21 protein-coding genes are annotated in these 24,132 nt (G+C 34.5%); 17 read left to right on the top strand and 4 right to left on the bottom strand.

Annotated features, from left to right (window positions below; translation table 11 throughout):
* Positions 1 to 77 precede the first annotated feature (77 nt).
* The 3 genes from ACF3N8_RS08875 (at position 78) to sbcC (ending at position 4,839) form a co-directional block, all read left to right on the top strand.
* Entirely contained in the window at positions 78 to 554 is a 477-nt protein-coding gene (locus tag ACF3N8_RS08875; RefSeq protein ID WP_009384408.1) for a CcdC family protein, read from the top strand.
* 125 nt (positions 555 to 679) lie between these two features.
* On the top strand, positions 680 to 1,810 hold the full coding sequence (gene sbcD / locus ACF3N8_RS08870) for an exonuclease subunit SbcD (RefSeq protein WP_009384409.1): 1,131 nt from the start codon (positions 680 to 682) through the stop codon (positions 1,808 to 1,810).
* Complete coding sequence (sbcC, locus tag ACF3N8_RS08865) at positions 1,807 to 4,839, top strand: exonuclease subunit SbcC (protein ID WP_009384410.1); 3,033 nt, start codon at positions 1,807 to 1,809, stop codon at positions 4,837 to 4,839. Before sbcD ends, sbcC begins: the two co-directional genes overlap by 4 nt.
* A gap of 66 nt (positions 4,840 to 4,905) precedes the next feature.
* Here sbcC and mscL read toward each other — a convergent pair whose 3' ends face one another.
* Positions 4,906 to 5,271, bottom strand: a complete 366-nt coding sequence (mscL, locus tag ACF3N8_RS08860) for a large conductance mechanosensitive channel protein MscL (protein ID WP_238093517.1) — start codon at positions 5,269 to 5,271, stop codon at positions 4,906 to 4,908.
* 210 nt (positions 5,272 to 5,481) lie between these two features.
* Here mscL and ACF3N8_RS08855 point away from each other — a divergent pair, with 210 nt between their 5' ends.
* From ACF3N8_RS08855 to menI, 3 genes are all read left to right on the top strand, one after another.
* The gene (locus ACF3N8_RS08855) at positions 5,482 to 7,116 is read left to right on the top strand and encodes a BCCT family transporter (RefSeq protein WP_009384412.1); all 1,635 of its coding nucleotides are present in this window, start codon (positions 5,482 to 5,484) and stop codon (positions 7,114 to 7,116) included.
* A 246-nt stretch (positions 7,117 to 7,362) separates the two neighbouring features.
* A complete protein-coding gene (gene acnA, locus ACF3N8_RS08850; RefSeq protein WP_009384413.1) occupies positions 7,363 to 10,065 on the top strand; it encodes an aconitate hydratase AcnA in 2,703 nt (900 codons plus the stop codon).
* Positions 10,066 to 10,302: 237 nt separating this feature from the next.
* The gene (gene menI, locus ACF3N8_RS08845; RefSeq protein ID WP_009383960.1) at positions 10,303 to 10,773 is read left to right on the top strand and encodes a 1,4-dihydroxy-2-naphthoyl-CoA hydrolase MenI; all 471 of its coding nucleotides are present in this window, start codon (positions 10,303 to 10,305) and stop codon (positions 10,771 to 10,773) included.
* Positions 10,774 to 10,962: 189 nt separating this feature from the next.
* On the opposite strand, the gene ACF3N8_RS08840 is transcribed toward menI, so the two are convergent.
* Positions 10,963 to 11,256: a HesB/YadR/YfhF family protein gene (locus ACF3N8_RS08840; RefSeq protein ID WP_009383961.1), complete on the bottom strand. Its 294-nt coding sequence runs from the start codon at positions 11,254 to 11,256 to the stop codon at positions 10,963 to 10,965.
* Positions 11,257 to 11,397: 141 nt separating this feature from the next.
* On the bottom strand, positions 11,398 to 11,991 hold the full coding sequence (plsY, locus tag ACF3N8_RS08835) for a glycerol-3-phosphate 1-O-acyltransferase PlsY (RefSeq protein WP_392449837.1): 594 nt from the start codon (positions 11,989 to 11,991) through the stop codon (positions 11,398 to 11,400).
* 206 nt (positions 11,992 to 12,197) lie between these two features.
* Between plsY and parE the strand changes: the two genes are divergently transcribed.
* The 5 genes from parE to ACF3N8_RS08810 all read left to right on the top strand — a co-directional run bounded on the left by parE (position 12,198) and on the right by ACF3N8_RS08810 (position 18,740).
* A complete protein-coding gene (parE, locus tag ACF3N8_RS08830; RefSeq protein ID WP_164671738.1) occupies positions 12,198 to 14,180 on the top strand; it encodes a DNA topoisomerase IV subunit B in 1,983 nt (660 codons plus the stop codon).
* Positions 14,177 to 16,591, top strand: a complete 2,415-nt coding sequence (parC, locus tag ACF3N8_RS08825; protein ID WP_392449836.1) for a DNA topoisomerase IV subunit A — start codon at positions 14,177 to 14,179, stop codon at positions 16,589 to 16,591. The genes parE and parC overlap by 4 nt, the downstream gene beginning before the upstream one ends.
* Positions 16,592 to 16,692: 101 nt before the next feature.
* Positions 16,693 to 18,174 carry an alanine/glycine:cation symporter family protein gene (locus ACF3N8_RS08820; RefSeq protein WP_392449835.1) on the top strand — a complete coding sequence of 494 codons (1,482 nt, stop codon included), beginning with the start codon at positions 16,693 to 16,695 and terminating at the stop codon, positions 18,172 to 18,174.
* Between the two features lie 107 nt (positions 18,175 to 18,281).
* Positions 18,282 to 18,572, top strand: coding sequence for a hypothetical protein (locus tag ACF3N8_RS08815; protein WP_009383966.1), 291 nt, complete (start codon positions 18,282 to 18,284; stop codon positions 18,570 to 18,572).
* A gap of 12 nt (positions 18,573 to 18,584) precedes the next feature.
* Positions 18,585 to 18,740, top strand: a complete 156-nt coding sequence (locus ACF3N8_RS08810) for a hypothetical protein (RefSeq protein ID WP_017176530.1) — start codon at positions 18,585 to 18,587, stop codon at positions 18,738 to 18,740.
* Between the two features lie 78 nt (positions 18,741 to 18,818).
* Here the strand turns inward: ACF3N8_RS08810 and ACF3N8_RS08805 are convergent, their stop codons facing one another.
* Positions 18,819 to 19,142 (bottom strand): hypothetical protein, encoded by a 324-nt coding sequence (locus ACF3N8_RS08805; protein ID WP_392449834.1) that lies wholly within the window; start codon positions 19,140 to 19,142, stop codon positions 18,819 to 18,821.
* Between the two features lie 195 nt (positions 19,143 to 19,337).
* On the opposite strand from ACF3N8_RS08805, the gene ACF3N8_RS08800 reads away from it, so the two are divergent.
* From ACF3N8_RS08800 to ACF3N8_RS08775, 6 genes are all read left to right on the top strand, one after another.
* Positions 19,338 to 20,183 carry a PRD domain-containing protein gene (locus ACF3N8_RS08800; protein ID WP_392449833.1) on the top strand — a complete coding sequence of 282 codons (846 nt, stop codon included), beginning with the start codon at positions 19,338 to 19,340 and terminating at the stop codon, positions 20,181 to 20,183.
* A 109-nt stretch (positions 20,184 to 20,292) separates the two neighbouring features.
* The gene (gene ptsG, locus ACF3N8_RS08795) at positions 20,293 to 22,221 is read left to right on the top strand and encodes a glucose-specific PTS transporter subunit IIBC (protein WP_392449832.1); all 1,929 of its coding nucleotides are present in this window, start codon (positions 20,293 to 20,295) and stop codon (positions 22,219 to 22,221) included.
* 139 nt (positions 22,222 to 22,360) lie between these two features.
* Positions 22,361 to 22,687 carry a hypothetical protein gene (locus tag ACF3N8_RS08790; protein ID WP_009383969.1) on the top strand — a complete coding sequence of 109 codons (327 nt, stop codon included), beginning with the start codon at positions 22,361 to 22,363 and terminating at the stop codon, positions 22,685 to 22,687.
* 13 nt (positions 22,688 to 22,700) lie between these two features.
* On the top strand, positions 22,701 to 22,892 hold the full coding sequence (locus ACF3N8_RS08785; RefSeq protein ID WP_009383970.1) for a helix-turn-helix transcriptional regulator: 192 nt from the start codon (positions 22,701 to 22,703) through the stop codon (positions 22,890 to 22,892).
* Positions 22,893 to 22,910: 18 nt separating this feature from the next.
* On the top strand, positions 22,911 to 23,114 hold the full coding sequence (locus ACF3N8_RS08780; protein ID WP_009383971.1) for a hypothetical protein: 204 nt from the start codon (positions 22,911 to 22,913) through the stop codon (positions 23,112 to 23,114).
* Positions 23,115 to 23,255: 141 nt separating this feature from the next.
* On the top strand, positions 23,256 to 24,059 hold the full coding sequence (locus tag ACF3N8_RS08775) for a hypothetical protein (RefSeq protein WP_009383972.1): 804 nt from the start codon (positions 23,256 to 23,258) through the stop codon (positions 24,057 to 24,059).
* Positions 24,060 to 24,132: the final 73 nt, after the last annotated feature.

Here is a 24,132-nt window from a genome sequence, read left to right as displayed (position 1 = left end):
AACTAATGTAATTCGCTTTAAAAAATGATATACTTTTCTGTGATTGATAAAGAGTTTGTCTATAAGAAGGTGAAAATTTGATTTATTTTATCATATCTATCATCGGTGCACTCGGGATGGGAATTTTAGTTATCTTTATTAGGCTCAAAGCGCAAAACTATCCTGTGAATGAAAAGAAGATAATATTACCACCTTTATTCATGTCAACGGGTGCTTTAATGTATGTAATACCTTATTTCAGATTGACCGGTATGGAAATTATAGAAGCTGTTATATTAGGTATAGTATTTTCATCCGTGTTGATTCTGACATCTAACTTTATAGTGAAATCCAACCAAATTTATATGAAACCTTCTAAGGCCTTCCCGTTTATTTTATTTGGTTTACTCATTATTCGTACGATTATCAAGATTATCTTTAGTAACGCAATTGATCCTGGTGAGCTAGCAGGTATGTTTTTCTTACTCGCATTTAGCATGATTGTACCGTGGAGAATTGCGATGCTTTTAAAATACAAAAAAATTAAGCGCAAACTTCAATCTAATCAAATTTAAAATTAAGCAATAAATAAGCAGTTAGGGACGCATTATTGTCCTTAGCTGTTTCTTTTATTTGCAATCTGATTTGAAGTAGATTAGAATAAAATACGAACAAACGTTCTATTTGGAGGTTATTAATTATGAAAGTGATACATACTGCAGACTGGCATATTGGAAGAATATTAAATGGTCGCGCTCTTATTCAAGATCAAACATACATACTTCATAAATTTGTTGAGCATATGAAAGAAATCGAGCCAGACCTTATTGTTATTACGGGTGATTTATACGATACAAGCTTTCCAAGTAAATCAGCCATTAAATTATTAGAAGATACGATTAAACAACTCAATATATCGCTTCAGATACCTATAATTATTATAAGTGGTAATCATGATGGTAAAGAACGCCTAAGTTATGGAGCTTCATGGTTCGAACAGAGCCAATTGTATATTAGAACTGAGATAGAAGATCTCTATAACCCTATTAAAATAAGAGACGTGAACTTCTATACCTTGCCATTTGCAACTTTAGCGGAGTTTCAAAACTACTATAAAGATGTTGAAATAAATAGTAATCATGAAGCAATGCGCCATGCGTTAAAAGACATTGAAACCTCTCTAAATTCTAGTGAAAAGAACGTTTTACTTAGCCATCTTACGGTGTCAGGCGGTATTAAAACTGATTCTGAGCGTGACCTTACTATAGGCACTATTGAAAGTGTTGATGAGGATGTCTTTAAGATGTTTGATACTGTTCTATTAGGACACTTGCATCACCCATTTAGCATCAATTCTGATTTTATGTACTACAGTGGCTCATTACTACAATATTCCTTTTCAGAAGCGAGTCAAAGCAAAGGTTTTAGAGAAGTAACGATTAAGCAAAATCAAGACATCTCCTCTAAATTCATCCCTATGGTGCCTTTAAGGGAACTTGAGGTTATAGAAGCTGACTATCAAGATGTTATTAACGAAAATGTAAAAGTAAAAAACAAAGAAAATTATTTTCATTTCAAATTGTCAAATATGGCTAGAATTGAAGATCCTATATATCATATTAAGCAAATTTATCCGAATACGTTAGCACTAACAAATGATACTGTTTACAGTCAGCATCAAGTCGCTAAACGTAACTTAAAACAATTAGATAGTAATACGATTATTCAACAATTTTATGAGGATGTTATGGATGATGAATTAGATAAATTACAAGAGCAGAAGGTACGTCAATTAGTTGAAGCTTTAGATGAGGAGGAGAGAAGTCGATGAAACCATTGAAATTGAAAATGAAAAATTTTGGTCCTTTTATAAATGAAGAAATTGATTTCTCTTTTGTAGACGATACGAGACTCTTCCTAATAAGTGGTAAAACTGGTTCAGGTAAAACAATGATTTTTGATGCAATTGTATTTGCATTGTTTAACAGCGCCTCAACAGAGGATCGCAAGGAATCTGATTTAAGAAGTCATTTTGTTAAAGATGATGCGCCTATGCAAGTATACCTTGAGTTTAAGCTTAATGACATTCAATACAAAATATTTAGACAAGGAAAGTATTTAAAAGAGGGTCGAAAATCATACACAAACGGTAAATTAGAAGTCTATGAAATGATCAATGGTGAATATGAACTTAGGGAAAGCCAAATTAATAAAGGTAATGCTTATATTCAGTCTCTATTAGGTGTAGATGTGAAGCAATTTCGACAATTGTTCATTCTTCCACAAGGTGAGTTTAAGAAATTCTTGCTTTCTAAAAGTAGTGAAAAGCAGGTTATATTAAGAACCTTATTTAAGACAGATAAATTTGAGAAGCTACAACAACTCATTAAAGAAGACGCTGCTGGTGAAAAAGACAAAATAGAGCGTGAATATAATATGCTTGAAATGGCTTTTAAAGATTTAGAAGATTTCGGTGAAGAAGATTTAATATCACTAAAGCAGTTATCGCCAAGACAAACAGAAAAAATTAAAGACGCTTTAGATGAATTTAAACAAGTAGGTCAGGCTAAAGTAGATAAATTAACGCAGATCGACGAAAGTAACCGAAAAAATATGGAACATAAAAAAGCTATTTATGATGAACAACAGAAACTTCATGAAAAGATACATGAACTTCAAAAAGTACAGCGCGAAATCGAACAAATGAAAGCGCAAGAAAACGAAATTAAAGAATTAGAATTAAAATTAAAACGTTTTGAAGAAATTCAGAACTTAATAAACTTCATCGACCAATCTGACCAAGCTGAAAAAGAGCGTACAGTCATTAATAATGATTTAGAAAAGACTCAAGCTAAATTAAAGGAATTGAAAGCTACTAAAAACGATTACGACCATGAGTTAAAAAGTTTAATCAAACATGAAAGCATGTATACCAAGCGTCAAGTTTATTTAGACGAAACACGATACTATTTTAATAATCGTTCAAGATATGAAAATGCCTTTGAAAATATCGAATCTAAACGCCAGTCGTCTCAAAAAGTAATTGAAACACAATCTCAAATAAACCAAGAACTTGGTCAATTAAAGAAAGAACTCGCTCAAAATCGTGTTGATCATGAGGAAATAAATCAACTGTTTGAGCATATTTCTGCGCTTAAACAAGAAAGCGCGCAAATTGAGGCTAATCGAGATGCTTATAAGAAGTATATGGATGCGATTCAAAACATTGATCGTTTACAAAGACAGCTTGAAGACGTGAGCAAACAAATTAACGATTTAGAAGATGAGCTCAAATCTTTCAATTCAAGGTCCTTTGATTTATCTAATAAAAAGGCACTTATTGAGTCGTTACAATCAATGTTAGCTGAAGGGGATACTTGTCCAGTATGCGGTCATGAGATAGATAACATCACTTCACATGTTAATTACGATGAGATCGCTTCTAAAGAAAAAACGTACAATAACTTGAAGCGCAAGTTAGATGATTTTAATCAAACATACTCAAATTTATTAATTGAGTTAAAACAATATGAAGTAAAACGAGATGAAAATCCGGTTAAAGAAGAACCAAAGAATAACGATCAGGATTTAAAGCAACGTATTTTAGAAAGTGACCAAAAACGAACTAGGTTGTTAGAGCAACAAGAGTTAAAGGAAAAATTAAAAAATAAGATAAATGATAAACAGAAGCAAGCCTTTGATAAAGAAATTGAATTAAAAGATATAAATTCAGAAATAAAAGTCATGGAAGAAGATATTAGTGCTTTCAAAAAAGATACGGATCATAATGATGTTGACTCGTTTATTGAGGAATATAATAGCCTAAAGGCTTTTAACGAGGAATATGAAACTAAGAGGAAACATATTGAAGGGCAATTACAACATATTAGCACTAATATTGAAATTGCTCATAATAGTATTGAACATTACACGAACAATCTTTCCAACGTTCAAGCACAAATTAAGACGTTAGATGATCAAATTCGTCGTGATATGGAAGAAAAACATATAAAATCTTTAGATGAAATTGGTCGTATTAAAGAAGAATTAGCTAACAAAGATCAAGTTCTTCGTAAGGTTAATGAATATCGAACAGCTTACAATAATTTAATGTACTCAAAAACAAATTTAGAAGCGTCTGTTCAAGATAAACCTAAGCTAGATTTAAACGAAGTCAAAGCAGCTTTTGAAGCGAGCGAAGACGAGAAGAAAATTTCAATGAAACAATTAAATGAGATGGCATTGGTACGAAACCAAAATATAGTTAAATTAGATAAAATAGACGCCATTATCAAGAAATTACATGATGAACTTAAATATCAGGAAATGACTGTTAAATTGTCCGAGATCTTTAATGGTAAAAATCCTAAAAAGCTAACTCTAGAAAACTTTGTACTCATTGAGTTTTTAGAGTCTATTTTAGAACAAGCTAATATCCGATTTATGAAAATGACGAACCAAAGATATCAATTGGTAAGACGTGAAGATTTATCGCAAGGATTAAGTGGTCTAGAGATAGAAGTTTTCGATGCGCATTCAAATAAAACGCGTCATATTTCTTCGTTATCAGGTGGAGAGACTTTCCAAGCATCACTAGCTCTGGCACTAGGTTTAAGCGAAGTGATACAACACGAGTCAGGTGGCATTAGTCTTGATGCTATGTTTATTGACGAAGGGTTCGGAACGCTCGATGAAGAAACGTTATCTAAGGCTTTAGATGCTTTATTATCTCTTAAATCTTCAGGACGTTTAGTGGGCGTTATCTCACACGTTCAAGAACTAAAACAACGAATGCCTATCATACTTGAAGTTAACAATGAAAATATTGATAGCAAGACTACATTTAAAATTAATCATTAAAAAAAGTCAGGGCCAAATTCATGGCTCTGACTTTTTAGTTAACTTTAATCAATCTAAAATTTAAGATTATTTATTTTGTTGTCTTAATAAATCTCTAATTTCAGTTAAAAGTAACGTATTTTCTTCTACAACTTCTTCTTCAACTTTAGGTTTCATTAACGTATTCGCAATTTTGATAAATACGAATAAAGCAAAAGCAATAATAATAAAATCAATTACTGATTGAATGAATAATCCGTATTTAATTCCCATAATAGACCAGTTCTTAGCGAAATCTACTTCACCAAAGATTAATCCAATTAAAGGCATGATTACGTTTTCAACTAATGAACTGATAATTTTATTAAAAGCAGCACCCATAACAACGGCGATTGCTAACTCTAATACATTACCTTTCAAAGCGAATTCTTTAAACTCTTTAATTAATGACATTTAATATTCTCCTTCGCACAACATATGTTCCATATTATACAATATTGCGAACTAAAATGGTATAGAAAGTTTAAATAGAATTGATTAAAATATTCTATTTTGTTATTCTTTAGAATGACTGCTCAGAAAGTAATTTTTAGAAACTTAAATTTTACTATCTCTCTATCTTTGGAAAAACTAAATATTTTGTAGAAAGGGTGTTATTTAATTATGAATACTTCTTCAGAGAATAAAACACAAGGTAAGAAGTTCACGCCCGTCTTTATAATTAGTTCAATTTTAGTTGGTATCCTGGTTTTAATCGGGATTTTTTGGCCAGCTAAATTTGATAGTACTTCAGGTGCTATTAAAACGTGGATTACGACTAATTTAGGCTGGTATTATTTAATTCTTACTACGATTATCGTGTTTTTCTGCGTATTTTTAATTTTTAGTCCTATCGGTAAATTAAAGCTTGGTAAACCTCAAGATAAGCCTGAATTTAACACGTTATCTTGGTTTGCGATGTTATTCAGTGCTGGTATGGGTATCGGTTTAGTTTTCTATGGTGCTGCTGAACCTATTGGTCATTTTGCTGCACCGCCAACTGCGGATCCTAAAACAAGCCAAGCTTACACTGAATCACTACGATCAACTTTCTTCCACTGGGGCTTCCACGCATGGGCTGTATATGGTGTAGTTGCTTTAGCCTTAGCTTATGCTCAGTTTAGAAAAGGTGAACCTGGTTTACTTTCAAAAACGTTACGCCCATTATTAGGTGATAAAGTTGACGGATCTATTGGAAAGATTATCGATATCCTAGCGGTATTTGCTACGGTTACTGGTGTAGCAGTTTCATTAGGTATGGGAGCTATTCAAATCAACGGTGGTTTAGAATATTTATTTAATATTCCTAACAATATCTTTGTTCAAGGTATTATCATTGTTGTAGTTACATTATTATTCATTGCGAGTGCTTGGTCAGGACTAAGTAAAGGTATTCAAATCTTAAGTAACTTAAATATCGGTTTAGGTACTTTACTATTAATCGCAGCGTTAGTGATTGGTCCTACAGTCCTTATCTTAAACATGATGACTGGTGCAACAGGTAACTTGTTAAACTCATTCTTATTCAACAGTTTTGATACAGCAGCTTTAAATCCTCAAAAACAAGATTGGATGTCTACTTGGACACTTTACTATTGGGGTTGGTGGCTAAGCTGGAGTCCATTCGTTGGTGTATTCATTGCCCGTGTATCTAAAGGACGTACAGTACGTGAATTTATTCTTGGTGTTTTACTTGTTCCAGCAATTATCAGTTTCATCTGGTTCAGTGTATTCGGTGTATTAGGTATCGAAACAGCTAAAAAACACAAAGAAATCTTTGAAATGACGCCAGATACGCAACTATTTGGTATCTTCAACCATATGCCAATGGGTATGGTATTATCGATTATCGCGTTACTATTAATCGCTTCATTCTTTATTACTTCAGCCGATTCAGCAACTTTCGTACTTGGTATGCAAACTTCAGATGGTTCTTTAAACCCATCTAACTTTGTTAAAATCACTTGGGGTATTGCACAATCACTTATCGCATTCGTTTTATTACTTTCTGGTGGTGGCGGTACTAAAGCATTAGATGCTATTCAAAGTGCTGCTATTATAAGTGCATTACCGTTCTCGTTCATCATAATAATGATGATGATTAGTTTCTATAAGGATGCCAATAACGAACGTAAATTCTTAGGACTAACATTATCTCCTAATAAGAATCGCTTAAAAGATTATGTTGAACACACGAAAGAAGATTATGAAGACGATTTAATTGAGAAACGTAAAGCAAAAAGAAGTCATGAAAAATAATTAAATATATCTTTTTCTAGGAGCCTTAAAGGGCTCCTATTTTTTAGAGAAAATGATTGAAAATGATTCTCAATTAATAATGTAAACTTATTACACTAAGGTTTAGTGATAACATTTACTTATAGTTTCTAATTAGAAATAAAAAACGCGTTTTTCGTCGTTTATAGGGGATGAGTGTTGTATTCAATACGGCGAATAGATACAATGTTAATAAAGGCATATAGAAAATTCAGGGGGGAACTCATTATGACTTCTAATTTAAAACAAGAAGCTAAGAAAAGTTTAGATCTTAATGGTAAATCGTATACATATTATGATCTAAAATCTTTAGAACAAAAAGGTTTAACTAAGATTAGTCAATTACCTTACTCAATCCGTGTGTTACTTGAATCTGTATTACGTCAAAATGATGAAAGTGTTATCACTGATGAGCATATCGAAAAATTAGCGAATTTTGGTAAAAATGAAACGAACGGTGAAGTTCCATTCAAACCATCTCGTGTAATTTTACAAGACTTCACTGGTGTTCCAGCAGTAGTTGACTTAGCATCTTTACGTAAAGCCATGGATGATGTTGGCGGCGACTTAAGCAAAATCAACCCAGAAGTACCAGTGGACTTAGTTATTGACCACTCTGTACAAGTTGATAGCTATGCGAACCCAGAAGCGTTACAACGTAACATGAAATTAGAATTCGAACGTAACTATGAACGTTACCAATTCTTAAACTGGGCAACTAAAGCATTCAATAACTATAACGCTGTGCCACCAGCAACTGGTATCGTACACCAAGTTAACTTAGAATACTTAGCTAACGTTGTGCACGCACGTGAAGAAGACGGCGAACAAGTTTTATTCCCAGATACATTAGTAGGTACTGACTCTCATACTACTATGATCAACGGCCTTGGCGTATTAGGCTGGGGTGTTGGTGGTATCGAAGCTGAAGCAGGTATGCTTGGTCAACCATCATACTTCCCAATTCCTGAAGTTATTGGTGTTCGTTTATCAAATGAATTACCTCAAGGTGCTACTGCTACTGACCTTGCTTTACGCGTAACTGAATTATTACGTAAAAAAGGCGTAGTTGGTAAATTCGTTGAATTCTTTGGTCCTGGTGTAAATTCATTACCATTAGCTGACCGTGCTACAATCGCTAACATGGCGCCTGAATACGGTGCAACTTGTGGTTTCTTCCCAGTTGATGAAGAATCACTTAAATACTTACGCTTAACTGGTCGTTCAGAAGAACACATCGAATTAGTTAAGAAATATTTAGAAGAAAACGAAATGTTCTATGACGTTTCTAAAGAAGATCCTAACTACACAGATGTAGTTGAATTAGACTTATCAACTGTTGAAGCTTCATTATCAGGTCCTAAACGTCCTCAAGATTTAATCTTCTTAAGCGATATGAAAGAAGAATTCGAAAAATCAGTTACAGCTCCAGCTGGTAACCAAGGACATGGCTTAGATAAGAGCGAGTTCGATAAAGAAGCTACTATCGAATTTAAAGATGGTACGACTAAGAAAATGACTACTGGTGATATTGCGATTGCAGCAATTACATCATGTACAAATACATCTAACCCTTACGTTATGTTAGGTGCTGGTTTAGTCGCTCGTAACGCAGTTAAAAAAGGCTTAAAAGTACCTGAATACGTTAAGACTTCATTAGCGCCAGGTTCAAAAGTTGTAACTGGTTACTTACGTGACTCAGGCTTACAAGAGTATTTAGACCACTTAGGTTTCAACTTAGTTGGTTATGGTTGTACTACTTGTATCGGTAACTCAGGTCCTTTACTTGAAGAAATCGAAACAGCAATTGCTAAAGAAGACTTATTAGTTACTTCAGTACTTTCTGGTAACCGTAACTTCGAAGGACGTATCCACCCATTAGTAAAAGCAAACTACTTAGCTTCACCACAATTAGTAGTTGCGTACGCTTTAGCTGGTACTGTAGATATCGACCTTCAAAACGACCCAATCGGTAAAGATAACGATGGTAACGATGTATTCTTAAAAGATATCTGGCCTTCAATCCAAGAAGTTGCTGATACTGTTGAAAAAGTTGTTACACCTGAATTATTCAAAGAAGAATACGAAAACGTATATAGTAATAACGAATTATGGAACGAAATCGATACAACTGAAAAACCATTATACGACTTCGATCCAAGTTCAACATATATCCAAAACCCAACATTTTTCCAAGGTCTTTCTAAAGAGCCAGAATCAATCGAGCCTCTTAAAGACTTACGCGTAATGGGTAAATTCGGTGACTCAGTTACAACTGACCACATTTCTCCAGCGGGTGCTATCGGTAAAGATACACCAGCAGGTAAATATTTATTAGATAACAACGTTGATATTCGTGACTTTAACTCTTATGGTTCACGCCGTGGTAACCATGAAGTTATGGTACGTGGTACATTCGCGAACATCCGTATTAAAAACCAATTAGCGCCAGGTACAGAAGGTGGCTTTACTACTTATTGGCCAACTGATGAAGTTATGCCTATCTATGATGCAGCTATGAAGTACAAACAAGATGGTACTGGCTTAGTTGTACTTGCAGGTAATGACTACGGTATGGGCTCATCACGTGACTGGGCAGCTAAAGGTACAAACCTTTTAGGTGTTAAAACAGTAATCGCGCAAAGCTACGAACGTATCCACCGTTCTAACTTAGTTATGATGGGTGTGTTACCACTACAATTTAAAGACGGTGAATCAGCTGATAGCTTAGGCTTAGATGGAACTGAAGAAATTTCAGTAGACATCACTGAAGATGTTAAACCTAAAGATCTTCTTAAAGTAACCGCTAAAAAGCAAGATGGTTCAGTAGTTGAATTTGAAGTAATCGCACGTTTCGACTCAAATGTTGAAGTTGACTACTACCGTCATGGTGGTATCTTACAATTAGTATTACGTAAGAAATTAGCTTAATTCGCATCGTTTCATTATCAATCATTTTTGAAAAGAAATGTAAGCGTATAAGAATCAATAAGGGGTCTGGGACAAAGAAACTTGTCTCAGACCCAATTATTATTTTAATTAATCTTTAAAAACTATACATAAAGGGTAAATAATGAAAGTATATGCCTATAATAGCCGCTTCAATAAGTTGGCACGTTATAGAAAAATCAATAAAAAATCATAAATTTAGTGAATGAGGTGTAATCAATGATTTACAGTATTACGACAATTCCATCAAGATACCAAGAAACAGATAAAATGGGTGTCATTTATCATGGTAATTATGCCACTTGGTTTGAAGTAGCGCGCACAGATTACATATTAAAATTAGGCTTAAATTATACTGAAATGGAAAAAGCAGGCGTGGTATCTCCTGTCACAGTCTTACATATTGATTATGTAAAATCAGTGACATATCCAAACGTCGTACGTGTTAAGACTTGGGTATCTAGTTATTCACGTATACGTTCACGTTATCAATATGAAATCTATAACGAGGATGACGAGGTTGTTACGAAAGGGTACACGGATAATATTTGTATTCAAAAAGATTCATTTAAGCCAATTCGTTTAGATCGTTATTTCCCAGAATGGCATCGTGTATATGCGTATATCAATCAGAAAAATAAAGAAGGCGTAGACTTCGAAGTTGTAGATGGTATTGATATTGAACAATAATATTAATAATGGGTCTGAGGAAACAAGTAGTGAAATAGAGCATTTAAGCTTTATTTCAAGCAATTCTCGAAACAGCTGACTCCTAGGGGAATAGCATGAGACCGGAGACTACAGGCTCCGGCCATGCCCCAGGAAAGCATGCTGTTTAAGGGAATTGTGGCAATATGTCCTCAGACCCATTTAATTATATTATTTAACGTTATATGTGATTTCGTCGTTTTCATTAACGTCTACTACTAGGTGATCATCTTCAAAATACCAAACATCTTTTTCAGGTATTGCAATTTCTAAATCATCGTATTTGTCTTCAAAGCCAGCATCAACGTCATCTTTAGGTTCTACTGTAAAGGCAGGGCTAAATCCAGCTTTTAATTGAAATTCGCCACCATAACGCACGTAAAATAGTAGCACTTTATTTTCGCTTGGTAACTCAAGTTCTTTCTTAAACCATTCAACTGCTTGTGAAGTAAGTTCAAATTGCATGCAATCATCCTTTCATACCGATTTGGTATTTTTATTTTGATAGGTAAATTATAACACTGAATTATTTTGATATTAAAGTAATCGAACTTAAAAAACCAGAAACCACATGACGTGATTTCTGGCGTTAATTTTGAATTCAAATTACATCCATTTAATCTTTGGTTCAGTACCTTTAAATATACGTACAATATTAGAGCGATGTCTAAAGATGAGTACGGCTGCGACTATAAAACTCACGATGATTAAAGCGTAGTTCCATAAGATGATAGATCCAATGACGCAACAAATAGCCGCGATAATGCTAGATAAAGATACGTACTTAGTAAGATATAAAATTACAAAGAAAATTGCGAGTAAAATAAGTAAAAATATTGGGTTAAATGCTAAGATTACGCCGGCACTTGTAGCAACAGCTTTACCACCTCTAAATTTTAAGTAGATCGGATAAACATGTCCTAAAATGGCAAATATTCCTACAATTATACCTGATACTTCAACGTTAAACCATAACGGAAAGAATAAGACGATAAAACCTTTGAAGATATCTAGAAATGTAACTACAAATCCAGCAGGTTTTCCAAGTACCCTAAAACTATTGGTAGCACCAGTATTACCGCTTCCATAATCTCTAATGTCTTTTTTGAAAAACAGTTTACCAATTACAAAACCACTTGGAAATGCGCCTATAAGGTAACTGAGCAAAAACATAATTCCATATGTTAAAATAAGCGTCATTATCTCACATCCTTTATTAACCTAAAACCATTGTAACATACCTTAATCAAGATACACGAATTTGAAGATAAAATCTAGTATTTTCATCACGTGAATTCGGTTAGATGCTTGCATTTTAAGTGATTTTATATAAAAATAACTATTGTATAGTTTTTGTAACGAACGTATGTTTGTGGGAGGCGAATCGATTGGCAAGAAACAATCAAATGAATTACTCCGATGACTCCATACAGGTCTTAGAAGGCTTAGAGGCCGTACGTAAGCGACCTGGTATGTACATCGGTTCTACAGATAAAAGAGGTCTACATCATCTCGTGTATGAAATTGTAGATAATTCTGTAGACGAAGTTTTAAACGGATTTGGAAATGAAATTAAAATATCTATTAATAAAGATGAAAGTATATCTATAGAAGATAATGGACGTGGAATGCCTACAGGTATTCATGCTTCTGGTAAACCGACTGCTGAAGTCATTTTCACAGTGCTACACGCCGGAGGTAAATTTGGCCAAGGTGGCTATAAAACTTCAGGTGGTTTACACGGTGTAGGTGCATCTGTTGTTAATGCGCTAAGTGCATGGTTAGAAGTTGAGATACATAGGGATGGCACGATCTTCCGTCAACGTTTTGAGAACGGTGGACATCCTGCGACTGGACTTAAGAAGGAAGGTAAAACACGTAAGACAGGAACGAAAGTTTCATTCTTACCTGATCCAAATATCTTCAAATCAGCGCAACAGTTTAATTTCGAAACGTTAAGCGAACGTTTACAAGAGTCGGCTTTCCTTTTAAAAGACCTTAAAATTACGTTAACGGATCATCGTGAAGGTAAGGAACGCGAAGAAGTGTATCATTATGAAGAAGGTATTAAGGCGTTCGTTGAATATGTTAATGAAGGTAAAGAAATCTTGCACGATGTAACTATGTTTCAAGGTACAGCAAATCAAATCGAAGTAGACGTGGCTTTTCAATATAATGATCAATACTCAGAAAGTATTCTAAGCTTCGTGAACAACGTACGTACTAAAGATGGTGGTACGCATGAAGTTGGCTTTAAAACGGCGATGACGCGCATGTTTAACGATTATGCGAGACGTATCGGCGAACTGAAAGCTAAGGATAAGAACCTTGAAGGTAATGATATTCGCGAAGGTTTAACGGCGATTATTTCAGTGCGTATTCCTGAACATCTCTTACAATTCGAAGGTCAAACGAAATCTAAATTAGGTACGAATGAAGCAAGAGGTGCCGTGGATCAAATTGTGGCTGAGAAACTGCCTTATTATTTAGAGGAGAAAGGGCAATTATCTAAAGCCCTTGTGAAAAAGGCCATTAAGGCCCAACAAGCGCGTGAAGCAGCACGTAAAGCACGTGAAGACGCACGTTCTGGTAAGAAGAATAAACGTAAGGATACATTATTATCAGGTAAATTAACGCCTGCGCAAAGTAAAAATACGGATAAGAACGAATTATATCTTGTTGAGGGTGACTCAGCAGGTGGTTCGGCTAAATTAGGCCGTGACCGTAAATTCCAAGCGATATTACCGCTTCGTGGTAAAGTCATTAATACGGAAAAGGCTAAGCTTGAAGAAATCTTCAAAAATGAAGAAATCAATACGATTATCCATACAATCGGTGCAGGTGTCGGTAATGAGTTTAAGTTAGAGGATAGTAATTACAATCGCGTGATTATCATGACTGATGCCGATACGGATGGAGCACACATTCAAGTGCTCTTACTGACGTTCTTCTTTAAATATATGCGACCGCTCGTTAAAGCGGGACGTGTATTTATCGCATTACCTCCTTTATTTAAACTCGAAAAAGGTAAGGGTAAAACGAAGAAAGTCGAATATGCGTGGACGGAAGATGAACTGGCTCAATTACAAAAGAAACTTGGTAAAGGTGTCATTTTACAACGTTACAAGGGTCTTGGTGAAATGAATCCTGATCAGTTATGGGAAACAACAATGAACCCTGAAACACGTACATTAATTCGCGTTCAAATTGAAGACGAAGTACGTTCTTCTAAACGCGTATCGACATTAATGGGTGACAAAGTTGCTCCACGTCGCGAATGGATAGAGAGTCATGTAGAATTTGGCTTACAAGAAGAACAAAGCATTCTAGAGAGTGATGAAGTACACATCATGGATAAAACTGAATATGAAGAGGGGGATAACTCATGAGTGAGATCATTCAAAACTTACCTCTTGAAGATGTGATTGGTGATCGCTTTGGACGTTATAGTAAATATATCATTCAAGAACGTGCGTTACCTGACGTTAGAGACGGCTTAAAGCCGGTACAACGCCGTATTTTATATGCGATGTATTCTAGCGGTAACACGTATGATAAACATTTTCGTAAAAGTGCCAAGACAGTTGGTGACGTAATTGGGCAATTTCACCCTCATGGTGATACATCCGTATATGACGCGATGGTTCGTTTAAGTCAAGAGTGGAAACTACGTCATCTCTTAATCGAAATGCATGGTAACAACGGTAGTATTGATAATGATCCGCCTGCTGCGATGCGTTATACGGAGGCTAAATTAAGTAAACTATCTGAAGAGCTTTTAAGAGATATTAATAAAGACACTGTCGATTACATGCCGAACTATGATGATACTGAAGAAGAACCTATGGTATTACCATCAAGATTTCCAAACCTACTTGTAAATGGTTCTACAGGTATTTCATCAGGTTATGCGACGGATATTCCACCTCATAATTTAAATGAAGTTATTCAAGCGACACTTAAATATATTAAGAACCCGGATATTACGGTTAGCCAACTTATGAAATCGTTAAAGGGACCGGACTTTCCTACAGGTGGTATAATCCAAGGGATAGACGGTATTAAGAAAGCCTACGAAACAGGTAAAGGTAAAATTGTTGTACGCTCTAAAGTTGAAGTGGACAAGTTACGCAGCGGTCGTAAGCAATTACTTGTGACAGAGATACCTTTTGAAGTGAATAAAAGTGCGTTAGTTAAGAAGATTGACGAATTACGCGCTGATAAAAAGGTCGATGGTATTGTTGAGGTTCGTGATGAAACAGACCGTACAGGTTTACGTGTCGCGATTGAACTTAAGAAAGATGTGAATCCATCTTCTGTCCTTAACTTCCTATATAAGAATACGGATTTACAAGTAGCTTATAACTTTAATATGGTTGCAATCAGTGAAGGTCGTCCTAAGTTAATGGGTATTAAAGCGATGATTGATAGCTACTTAAACCACCAAATTGAAGTTGTGACACGACGTACACGTTACGATTTAAACCAAGCTGAAAAGCGTATGCATATCGTTGAAGGTTTAATGAAAGCGTTATCGATACTTGATGAAGTCATTCAACTCATCCGTAACTCTAAAAATAAGAAAGACGCGAAAGACAATCTTGTAGAAACCTATGACTTTACGGAAGCACAAGCTGAAGCCATCGTCATGTTACAACTTTACCGTTTAACGAATACAGATATCGTTGCTTTAGAGAATGAACATGAAGAGCTTGAGAACCTCATAAGTCGCTTACGTGAAATCTTAGATAACCACGACGCATTACTTAGCGTGATTGAGTCTGAGTTAAAAGACATTCAAAAAACTTATAAAGAAGATCGTCTATCAGTCATTGAGGCTGAAATCGAAGAAATCAAAATCGATAAAGAAGTCGTTGTGCCGAAAGAGGACGTTATCATAAGCTTAACGCACGACGGTTACATTAAACGCACATCAATTCGAAGCTTTAATGCAAGTGGTGTTAATGAAGTTGGCCTTAAGAATGAAGATACGCTTCTCAAATATATTGAAGGTCACACGCAACAAACACTACTTGTGTTTACGAATAAAGGGCGTTACCTAAATATTCCTGTTCATAAGCTCTCTGACATCAAGTGGAAAGATTTAGGTCAACACGTGTCTCAAATTGTTCCGATCGATGATGATGAGAAAATGATTAATATGTATACCGAGAACGACTTTAAAGACGACGGTTATTATGTGCTTGCGACGCGTAACGGCATGATTAAGAAGAGTAATATCGGTTTATTCAAGTCATCTCGTTATACGAAGCCACTCATCGCAATGCGTATGAAAGATCAGGATGATGTTATTTCCGTCTTTAAGATTACTTCAGACAAGACATTAACAGTGCTCACACACAAGGGCATGTCGTTAACTTATGACGCATCTGAGCTCTCTGATACAGGTCTAAGAGCAGCTGGTGTGAAATCGATTAACCTTAAGGACGAGGATTTCGTCGTAATGACAGACGCTGTTAGTGAAGCGGATACTATCTTAATGGTGACGCAACGTGGTGCAATTAAGCGTATTGGTTATAACACTTTAGCAAAAGCCAAGCGCGCCCAACGTGGTTTAACATTGCTTAAAGAATTGAAGAAACAACCGCATCGTATTGTAGATGCGAAAACATGTCGTGAAGCGGATACATCTTATGAAATCGTGTCCACTTCAGGAAAAGTCCATGAAGGTGCTAATAAAGATATTCATTTATCTGAACAATATACAAATGGTACATTTATCGTTGATATAAAAGAATTTGGTGATATATCATATATGATTATTAGTGATCATAATTAAAAAAATAATAGTCACTTTATGTAATTGATGATAAAATGTATATCATATTATAATAAATGATAAATTTTAGTATGATTTTACATGGATGAGAGGGATCAACATTGAAAAATTTTGATGATTTCATTCCTGGCTGGTTTAAAACGTTTGTTGAAGTCGGGAATGAATTAATATGGTCACAGTACCTCATAGGTTTATTATTAACTGTTGGCTTCTTCTTTACAATCGGTTCAAGATTCGTTCAGTTCCGATGGTTTAAAGAAATGTTCCGTGCTTTAACAGAAAAACCTGAAACGTTAGATACTGGTAAAAAAGGTATCTCGCCATTCCAAGCATTTGCGATTAGTGCTGGGTCACGTGTAGGTACTGGAAACATTGCTGGGGTAGCTACAGCAATCGTACTCGGTGGACCAGGTGCTGTATTCTGGATGTGGATCATTGCATTCATCGGTGCAGCAAGTGCTTTTGTCGAAGCAACGTTAGCGCAAGTCTACAAAGTACCAGATAAAGACGGTGGCTTTAGAGGTGGACCAGCTTATTACATTACTAAAGGTTTAAATCAAAAGTGGTTAGGTATTGTATTTGCGGTATTAATTACCGTGACTTTCGCATTCGTATTTAATACAGTGCAATCTAATACGATTGCTGAATCACTTAAGACTCAGTATCATATTAGTCCTATATTTACAGGGATTGTGTTAGCGATACTTACAGGTGTGATTATCTTTGGTGGTGTGAGAAGCATAGCGAAATTGTCTTCTACTATCGTACCTATCATGGCACTGATTTATATTGCTATCGTATTCATCATTTTAATTTTAAATATTGATAAAGTCATTCCAATGTTAGTCATGATTATCCAAAGTGCTTTTGGTATGAATCAAGTCATTGGCGGTGGCGTTGGCTTTGCGGTACTGCAAGGTGTTAAACGTGGTTTATTCTCAAACGAAGCAGGTATGGGTTCTGCTCCAAACGCAGCCGCTACAGCAGCCGTATCTCACCCAGTTAAACAAGGCTTAATTCAATCATTAGGCGTATTCTTTGATACGATGCTTGTTTGTACAGCTACTGCAATCATGATTTTACTTTATTCTGGTTTAGAGTTTGGTGAAAAGGCACCTCAAGGTGTTGAAGTAACTCAGACTGCTTTAAATGCGCATCTAGGTAGTTTCGGTGGCATATTCTTAACTGTTGCGATTACATTATTCGCATTTTCATCTTTAGTAGGTAACTACTACTATGGCCAGTCTAATATCGAATTTTTATCACGTAATAAAGCGATTCTATTCGTATTCCGCTGTTTAGTTGTCGTACTTGTATTTGTCGGTGCAGTCGTTAAGACTGAAACGGTATGGAGTACTGCTGACTTATTCATGGGTCTTATGGCAATCGTCAACATTATCGCGATTATTGGTCTATCTAACATTGCTTTTTCAGTAATGAAAGACTATCAACGTCAACGAAAAGCTGGCAAACGCCCTATATTTAGACCAGAAGAATTAGAAATTAATTTATTCGGTATTGAATGTTGGGGTAAAGATGCTAAAACTGTTGAAGAATATGAAAATAAACTTAAAAAGCATTAAACGATGAGATGAAATCCTATATGGATTTCATCTTTTTTTACTTTTTACGTGTCATTTTATTTAAAAGTGGGTATTGGTGAAATAACACATAAAAGGGGACGATATATATGAGTGAAGAAAAAAAGTTTAATAATGAATTAAATAAGGAAGATAATCGACCAGCTACGAATACGAACACAGATGCTTTCTCTAATGACACGCATCCTAATATGAGAAGAAAAAATGAATTACCTATTCAAGACACAATTCCTTTTAATGTTGTATTCATTTTAGTTCTTCCTGTATTAGCAGCGATTATCGGTACTTTAGCTGGATTAAAACAAAATGAAATTGATCAAAATCCAGACAAGCAAAAGAAAAAAGATAAGAAGAAGAAAAAGAAAGATAAAAAGAAATAATTTTGATTCAAAATGAAACAGTTCATTAAAGACAATCAAAACTTAATTACGTTTTCATTTCTGTTCTCAGTTGTATTTAGTATGCTAATGCCATTCCCGCTTGGAATAGGTGCTGGTTTAGCAATTGGTATAGCTATCGGTAGCGATGAAGACAAGAAGAAAAAATAAAACTCATATAATAAGCCTAATTTCTATATCGTGTCATACTAGAGTGACACATTGGATGTAGAAATTAGGCTTTTTAACTTATTTAAATTTCTTATATTTTTTATCCTTGAATTGAAGGTACTTACCATTATCTTTAATAAGGATAACTTGACGCTCTTTTCCGCGATGACTTTTAAGAATGATTTTCTCACCTTTAATTTCAAATTTGCCTTCATCAATCGTCATAGCTTCTGAGATAAGATGATATTTATCATTTTCCGCATCAAAGTGTAAATCATCTATTTCCTCATGATACATTGTGTTGAATTTTTCCTCCCAATAGCCATCTAGGTCTTCTTTAGAGAAGTTTGAACATCCTGATACAAATATAGTTATAATAATAAAGATGTTTAACTTTTTCAATATACATACCCCTTAGATATATGATTATTAAGTATTATAACACTAAATATATTTATTTATATAAAAAACTAGTGATTTAATGTCTAAATACACTTAAATTTAATAATCGTCAATCTATTGGAACATGTTTGTTAAAAAAGTGCTTTTATTATCGTGTGAAACCATATATAATTTTGCTTGATATCTAAAAAGAAGGTGACCGCTTTGAGAAAGTATAATATTCAAAAGGTGCTCAATAATAATGTCTTAATATGTACTTTCAAGGATCAAGAAGTGGTTCTCATTGGTAAAGGCATAGGTTTTAATAAGAAACGGGGCATGGTGTTATCTGATACGACCTTGATTGAAAAAGTCTATACGCTTAAAACTGAACGTGACAAAGCGCATTATAAAGCATTGGTAGAGATAACTGAGGATTATATTATTCACGCTATTATTGATGCGGTGAATATAGTTAAGGACTATTGCGATGCATCTAAAATGAATGCGCTTATGTTATCTTTAACCGATCATTTAATCTTCGCTATAAAACGTATTAAAGAAGGGCAGATTATCTATAATCCTTTTCAAAATGAAATTAAGCAATTGTATCCAGATGATTACCAAATCGCTGATAAATTAATTAAACAACTTAGTGAGTCGTTATATCTACGCTTTCCAGATGATGAAATTGGGTTTATTGCTTTACATATCGCTTCTAATAAGCAATCAGAATCATTAAAAGAATTGAGTCAGACGAATGAGCTCATCCTACTCTGTGTTCAAATCATTGAAAGTGACTTTAAAATTGAAGTTGATAAACTCGGTATTCCATATCATAGGTTCATTAGGCATATCAATTTCTTAATAAAGCGACTACGTCATGGTGATATTGTAAAAAAACAATGCGAATTTGAAAATGTATTGCAAAACCATTATCCGAGGTGCTATAATATAGCCGTTAAGATAATGAAGATGATGCAACAACAATTGAATGTTGACATTTATGAGGCTGAGGTTATGTACCTCACATTACATATACATAATCTAACGCAACAATAAACGTGTAACTGATTCGATCAGGCATGAGTGATAGCGAGTAAACAATCTCGTTATTTACTCATGCCTTTTTTTGTTGTCAAAGTCATCTTAGATTTAGGAGGTTACATATATGTGGAAAAAGGCTTTTGCATTATTACAAAGAATTGGTAAAGCATTAATGTTACCAGTAGCTATCTTACCTGCTGCAGGGATATTGCTCGCGCTTGGTAACGCTTTACATAATCCAAAGTTAGTGAATATAATGCCATGGTTAGAAAATGATATAGTTTTGATGATTTCCTCAATAATGGAATCAGCTGGAGATATTATTTTTAGTAACTTACCATTATTATTCGCTATAGGTACAGCTATAGGTTTAGCAGGCGAAGATGGTGTAGCCGCATTAGCAGCTGTAATTGGATACTTAATTATGAATATAACTATAAGCAAGATTTTGGGAATTACGATTGATGATATTTTCTCGTACCCTGAAGGTCAAGAAACACTGAATCAAGGTAATAAACCGCAAAGTTATGCTTTAGTTCTAGGTATACCTACACTTCAAAGTGGGGTGTTTGGTGGTATCATAATGGGATCACTCGCAGCATGGTGTTATAACAAATACTACAACATTGAGTTACCACCATTTTTAGGTTTCTTCTCAGGTAAGAGATTTGTGCCTATCATTACGAGTGTTGTAGCTATCTTGGTAGGTATTACATTGAGTTTTGTTTGGCCACCTATACAAAGTGGTTTAAATGGACTTTCAAATTTCTTGATTGATAAAAACTTAACATTAACTACATTAGTTTTTGGCATCATTGAGAGATCACTAATACCATTTGGACTACATCATATTTTTTACGCACCTTTCTGGTTTGAATTTGGAGAATATACGACAAAAGCTGGAAATGTGGTACACGGAGATACTGCAATCTGGCAAGCTCAAAGTAAAGATATGGTTGAATTTACTGCAGGGGCGTTTATGACAGGTAAATACCCATTTATGATATTCGGTTTACCAGCAGCAGCATATGCAATGTATCGTCAAGCAAGACCTGAGCGTAAGAAAGTTGTAGGTGGGTTAATGTTGTCAGCTGGCTTAACGGCTTTCTTGACAGGTATCACAGAACCAATCGAATTTACATTCTTGTTTGTCGCTCCAATTTTATATGGAATTCACGTTCTACTTGCTGGATCATCTTTCTTAATCATGCATCTTTTAGATGTAAAAATAGGCATGACGTTCTCAGGTGGGCTAATTGACTATATATTATATGGCTTACTAACTTTTGATAAAAGTAATGCTCTATACGTAATTCCGGTAGGTTTATGTTATTCAGTTATTTATTACTTTGTATTTACGTTCGCAATTAAGAAATTTAATTTAAAAACTCCTGGAAGAGAGGATGACAGTGGATCATCTTCAAATGCTAAAATAAATGATCTACCGTTCAAAATACTAACTGCTCTTGGTGGTAAAACTAATATTGTTCATCTTGATGCTTGTATATCGAGACTAAGAGTTGAAGTTAAAGATAAACCTTCAGTTAATGTACAAGCGTTAAAGGATCTTGGAGCATCTGGCGTTCTTGAAGTAGGAAATAGTATGCAAGCTATTTTTGGTACTAAATCGGATCAATTAAAACATGATATCGCAGAAATTATTGCTGGACGTATTACTTCGCCTGAAGAAACGGCTGTAACTGACGATGATGAGGCAACTTACATCACAGATAAGACGGAGGTTATGTCGCCAATTGAAGGTCAAATTGTGCCTTTAAGTGACGTACCTGACCAAGTATTTAGTGACAAGCTCATGGGTGAAGGTATTGCCATTAAACCAATAACTGGGGAAGTGGTTGCTCCATTTAATGGTACTGTCGAGCTCGTATTTCCAACAAAACATGCAATAGGTTTAAAGTCTGATAGTGGCGTTGAGTTATTAATTCACTTTGGTCTTGAAACAGTGCAGCTTGAAGGTAAGGGATTTGAAGTATTAGTTGAAGCGGGTTCTAAGGTTGAAGTAGGTACACCGTTACTTCGCGATGTCAATTGAATAAACGTTAAAAAGCTTGAGCTATCTAGGCTCGAGCTTTTTTAATGAACAAAAATGTAAAAAGTATTTGACATAAATATGGAAATCGATTATCGTAATAAATGTCAAAAGTATTTTACATTTTGAGGAGGTAAAGAAGTTGAAGTACCTTGCAGCGTTGATACTGATCATACTCTTATTTACATTCCAGAATAAATATTTAGCTATCGATACCAAAAATATGAAACGTAAATGGCGCATAGATGAACGAGGAAGGAAGATACGCTTAGAAACTTTGGCCTATACGCTTAATTATAGCTTTAGAGCGATAGCGCTATGGTTAATCTTTAAATGGATAGGTCTATATCAACCGGATAAGCATGTTGTGGCACAAACGGTTTATTATAATCCTGAAATTCTTTATATTCCTATCTTTATCATTATATATGTATTAAGCTATATTAAAGTAAACCGTAAATATAGCTAAGGATGAAGGATTAATGAAAAATAATATTAGGGCTTACCGTAAAAAGATTGGTATGTCACAGGATACTTTAAGTAAGAATGTGCGTGTTTCAAGACAAACAATTAATGCGATTGAAAATAATAAGTACGACCCGACATTAGTATTGGCTTTTAAATTGGCGAAACAGTTTAATGTGACTGTAGATGAGCTTTTCAAATATGAATAAATGATGAGGAGGATTTACATGCGAAAACAAGATGAAATGGAGAAATTGCAATTTAATCTCGCTTCAAAATTCACTGTAGCATTCTTCTTTATAGCACTATCGTTTTATAATTTCTATCAACAAATTACATTTGGTGAAATGAATATCGTATGGATCATTCAATTAGTTGGTCTAATCATTTTCTTTGGTATATTAACGTATTATAAACTTCGAATGAGGTAACTTAAAAATTAATTTTTATTTATAAACACTTAGTTTTAACATGCTAAGTGTTTTTCTTTTTCAAAATAAGAAGTTCTTATATATAATTTCAAAAAGTTTTGTTATTCTATAGTTATACAATTTAATTTAGGAGGATGACTCATGGAAGTAGTAGTCCCAATTATATTATTAATTGCAGTGACTATTTTTGCTACTTATAATACATATTTGTATTTCACTGATGCCCCTCTCATAATTGATGGTCCCTGGTGGGTTATGTGGCTTATCGTATTAGGTTTGTTTATTTTTATTATCGTATTTATAAATATTCGTAAAAGGTTATTAAAGCAACTTCAACAAAGTATTACAGATAAGGCGCAAGTTGATTTGAATTTAGGCGAGCATGAGTATTTTTTACAAACACCTATTTATTTATTCCATAGTTTAAAGATTCCTATCTTTAATAACGACCATACACCGTTGTCTTATGAGATCAAATATGACACGATTCTTAACAAGTATGCGTCGGCACTTTCAACGATATTTGTTGGTTGTAGTTTAGAAATTGAGTCACCTCAACATAAAGTATATTTAAAGTCACACTTTTTCACCGTACATTATGGCTACGATGTATACTTAGATGATGAAAAAATCGGTACATTTAAAATGAAGAAATTGATAGGTAAGGATAGTGGTATTAAACAACAACTACCTTATCAGTTTTGTGGTAAGGACTTCACGTACAACCTACATAACCCTTATATGTCTCAAACGACAGATATTAAAGATGAAGCGGATAAGGTTGTTATGAAAGCAAGACGCTCATTCTTAGATATGAGTAAGCATAAGTTAACGAAGCAACGTGGTGAAAAACATGAAATCGAATTCTTTGCAGCAAGCTTACCTGTAGAAGTGTTTCTTGGTTTATATGTTATCGCTATTTTAAATAAGAATATTCAAAGATAAATGTACACGACAATTTTAAAGGGTTCTTAATATTTAATTTAAATAATAATGATATTATAGATGATAAGGATAA

Source organism: Staphylococcus massiliensis (genome assembly GCF_043186315.1).
In the GTDB taxonomy this organism is placed as follows: domain Bacteria; phylum Bacillota; class Bacilli; order Staphylococcales; family Staphylococcaceae; genus Staphylococcus; species Staphylococcus massiliensis.
The sequence above is the reverse complement of the archived record's forward strand: the minus strand, read 5'-3'. Positions and strand labels throughout refer to the sequence as shown.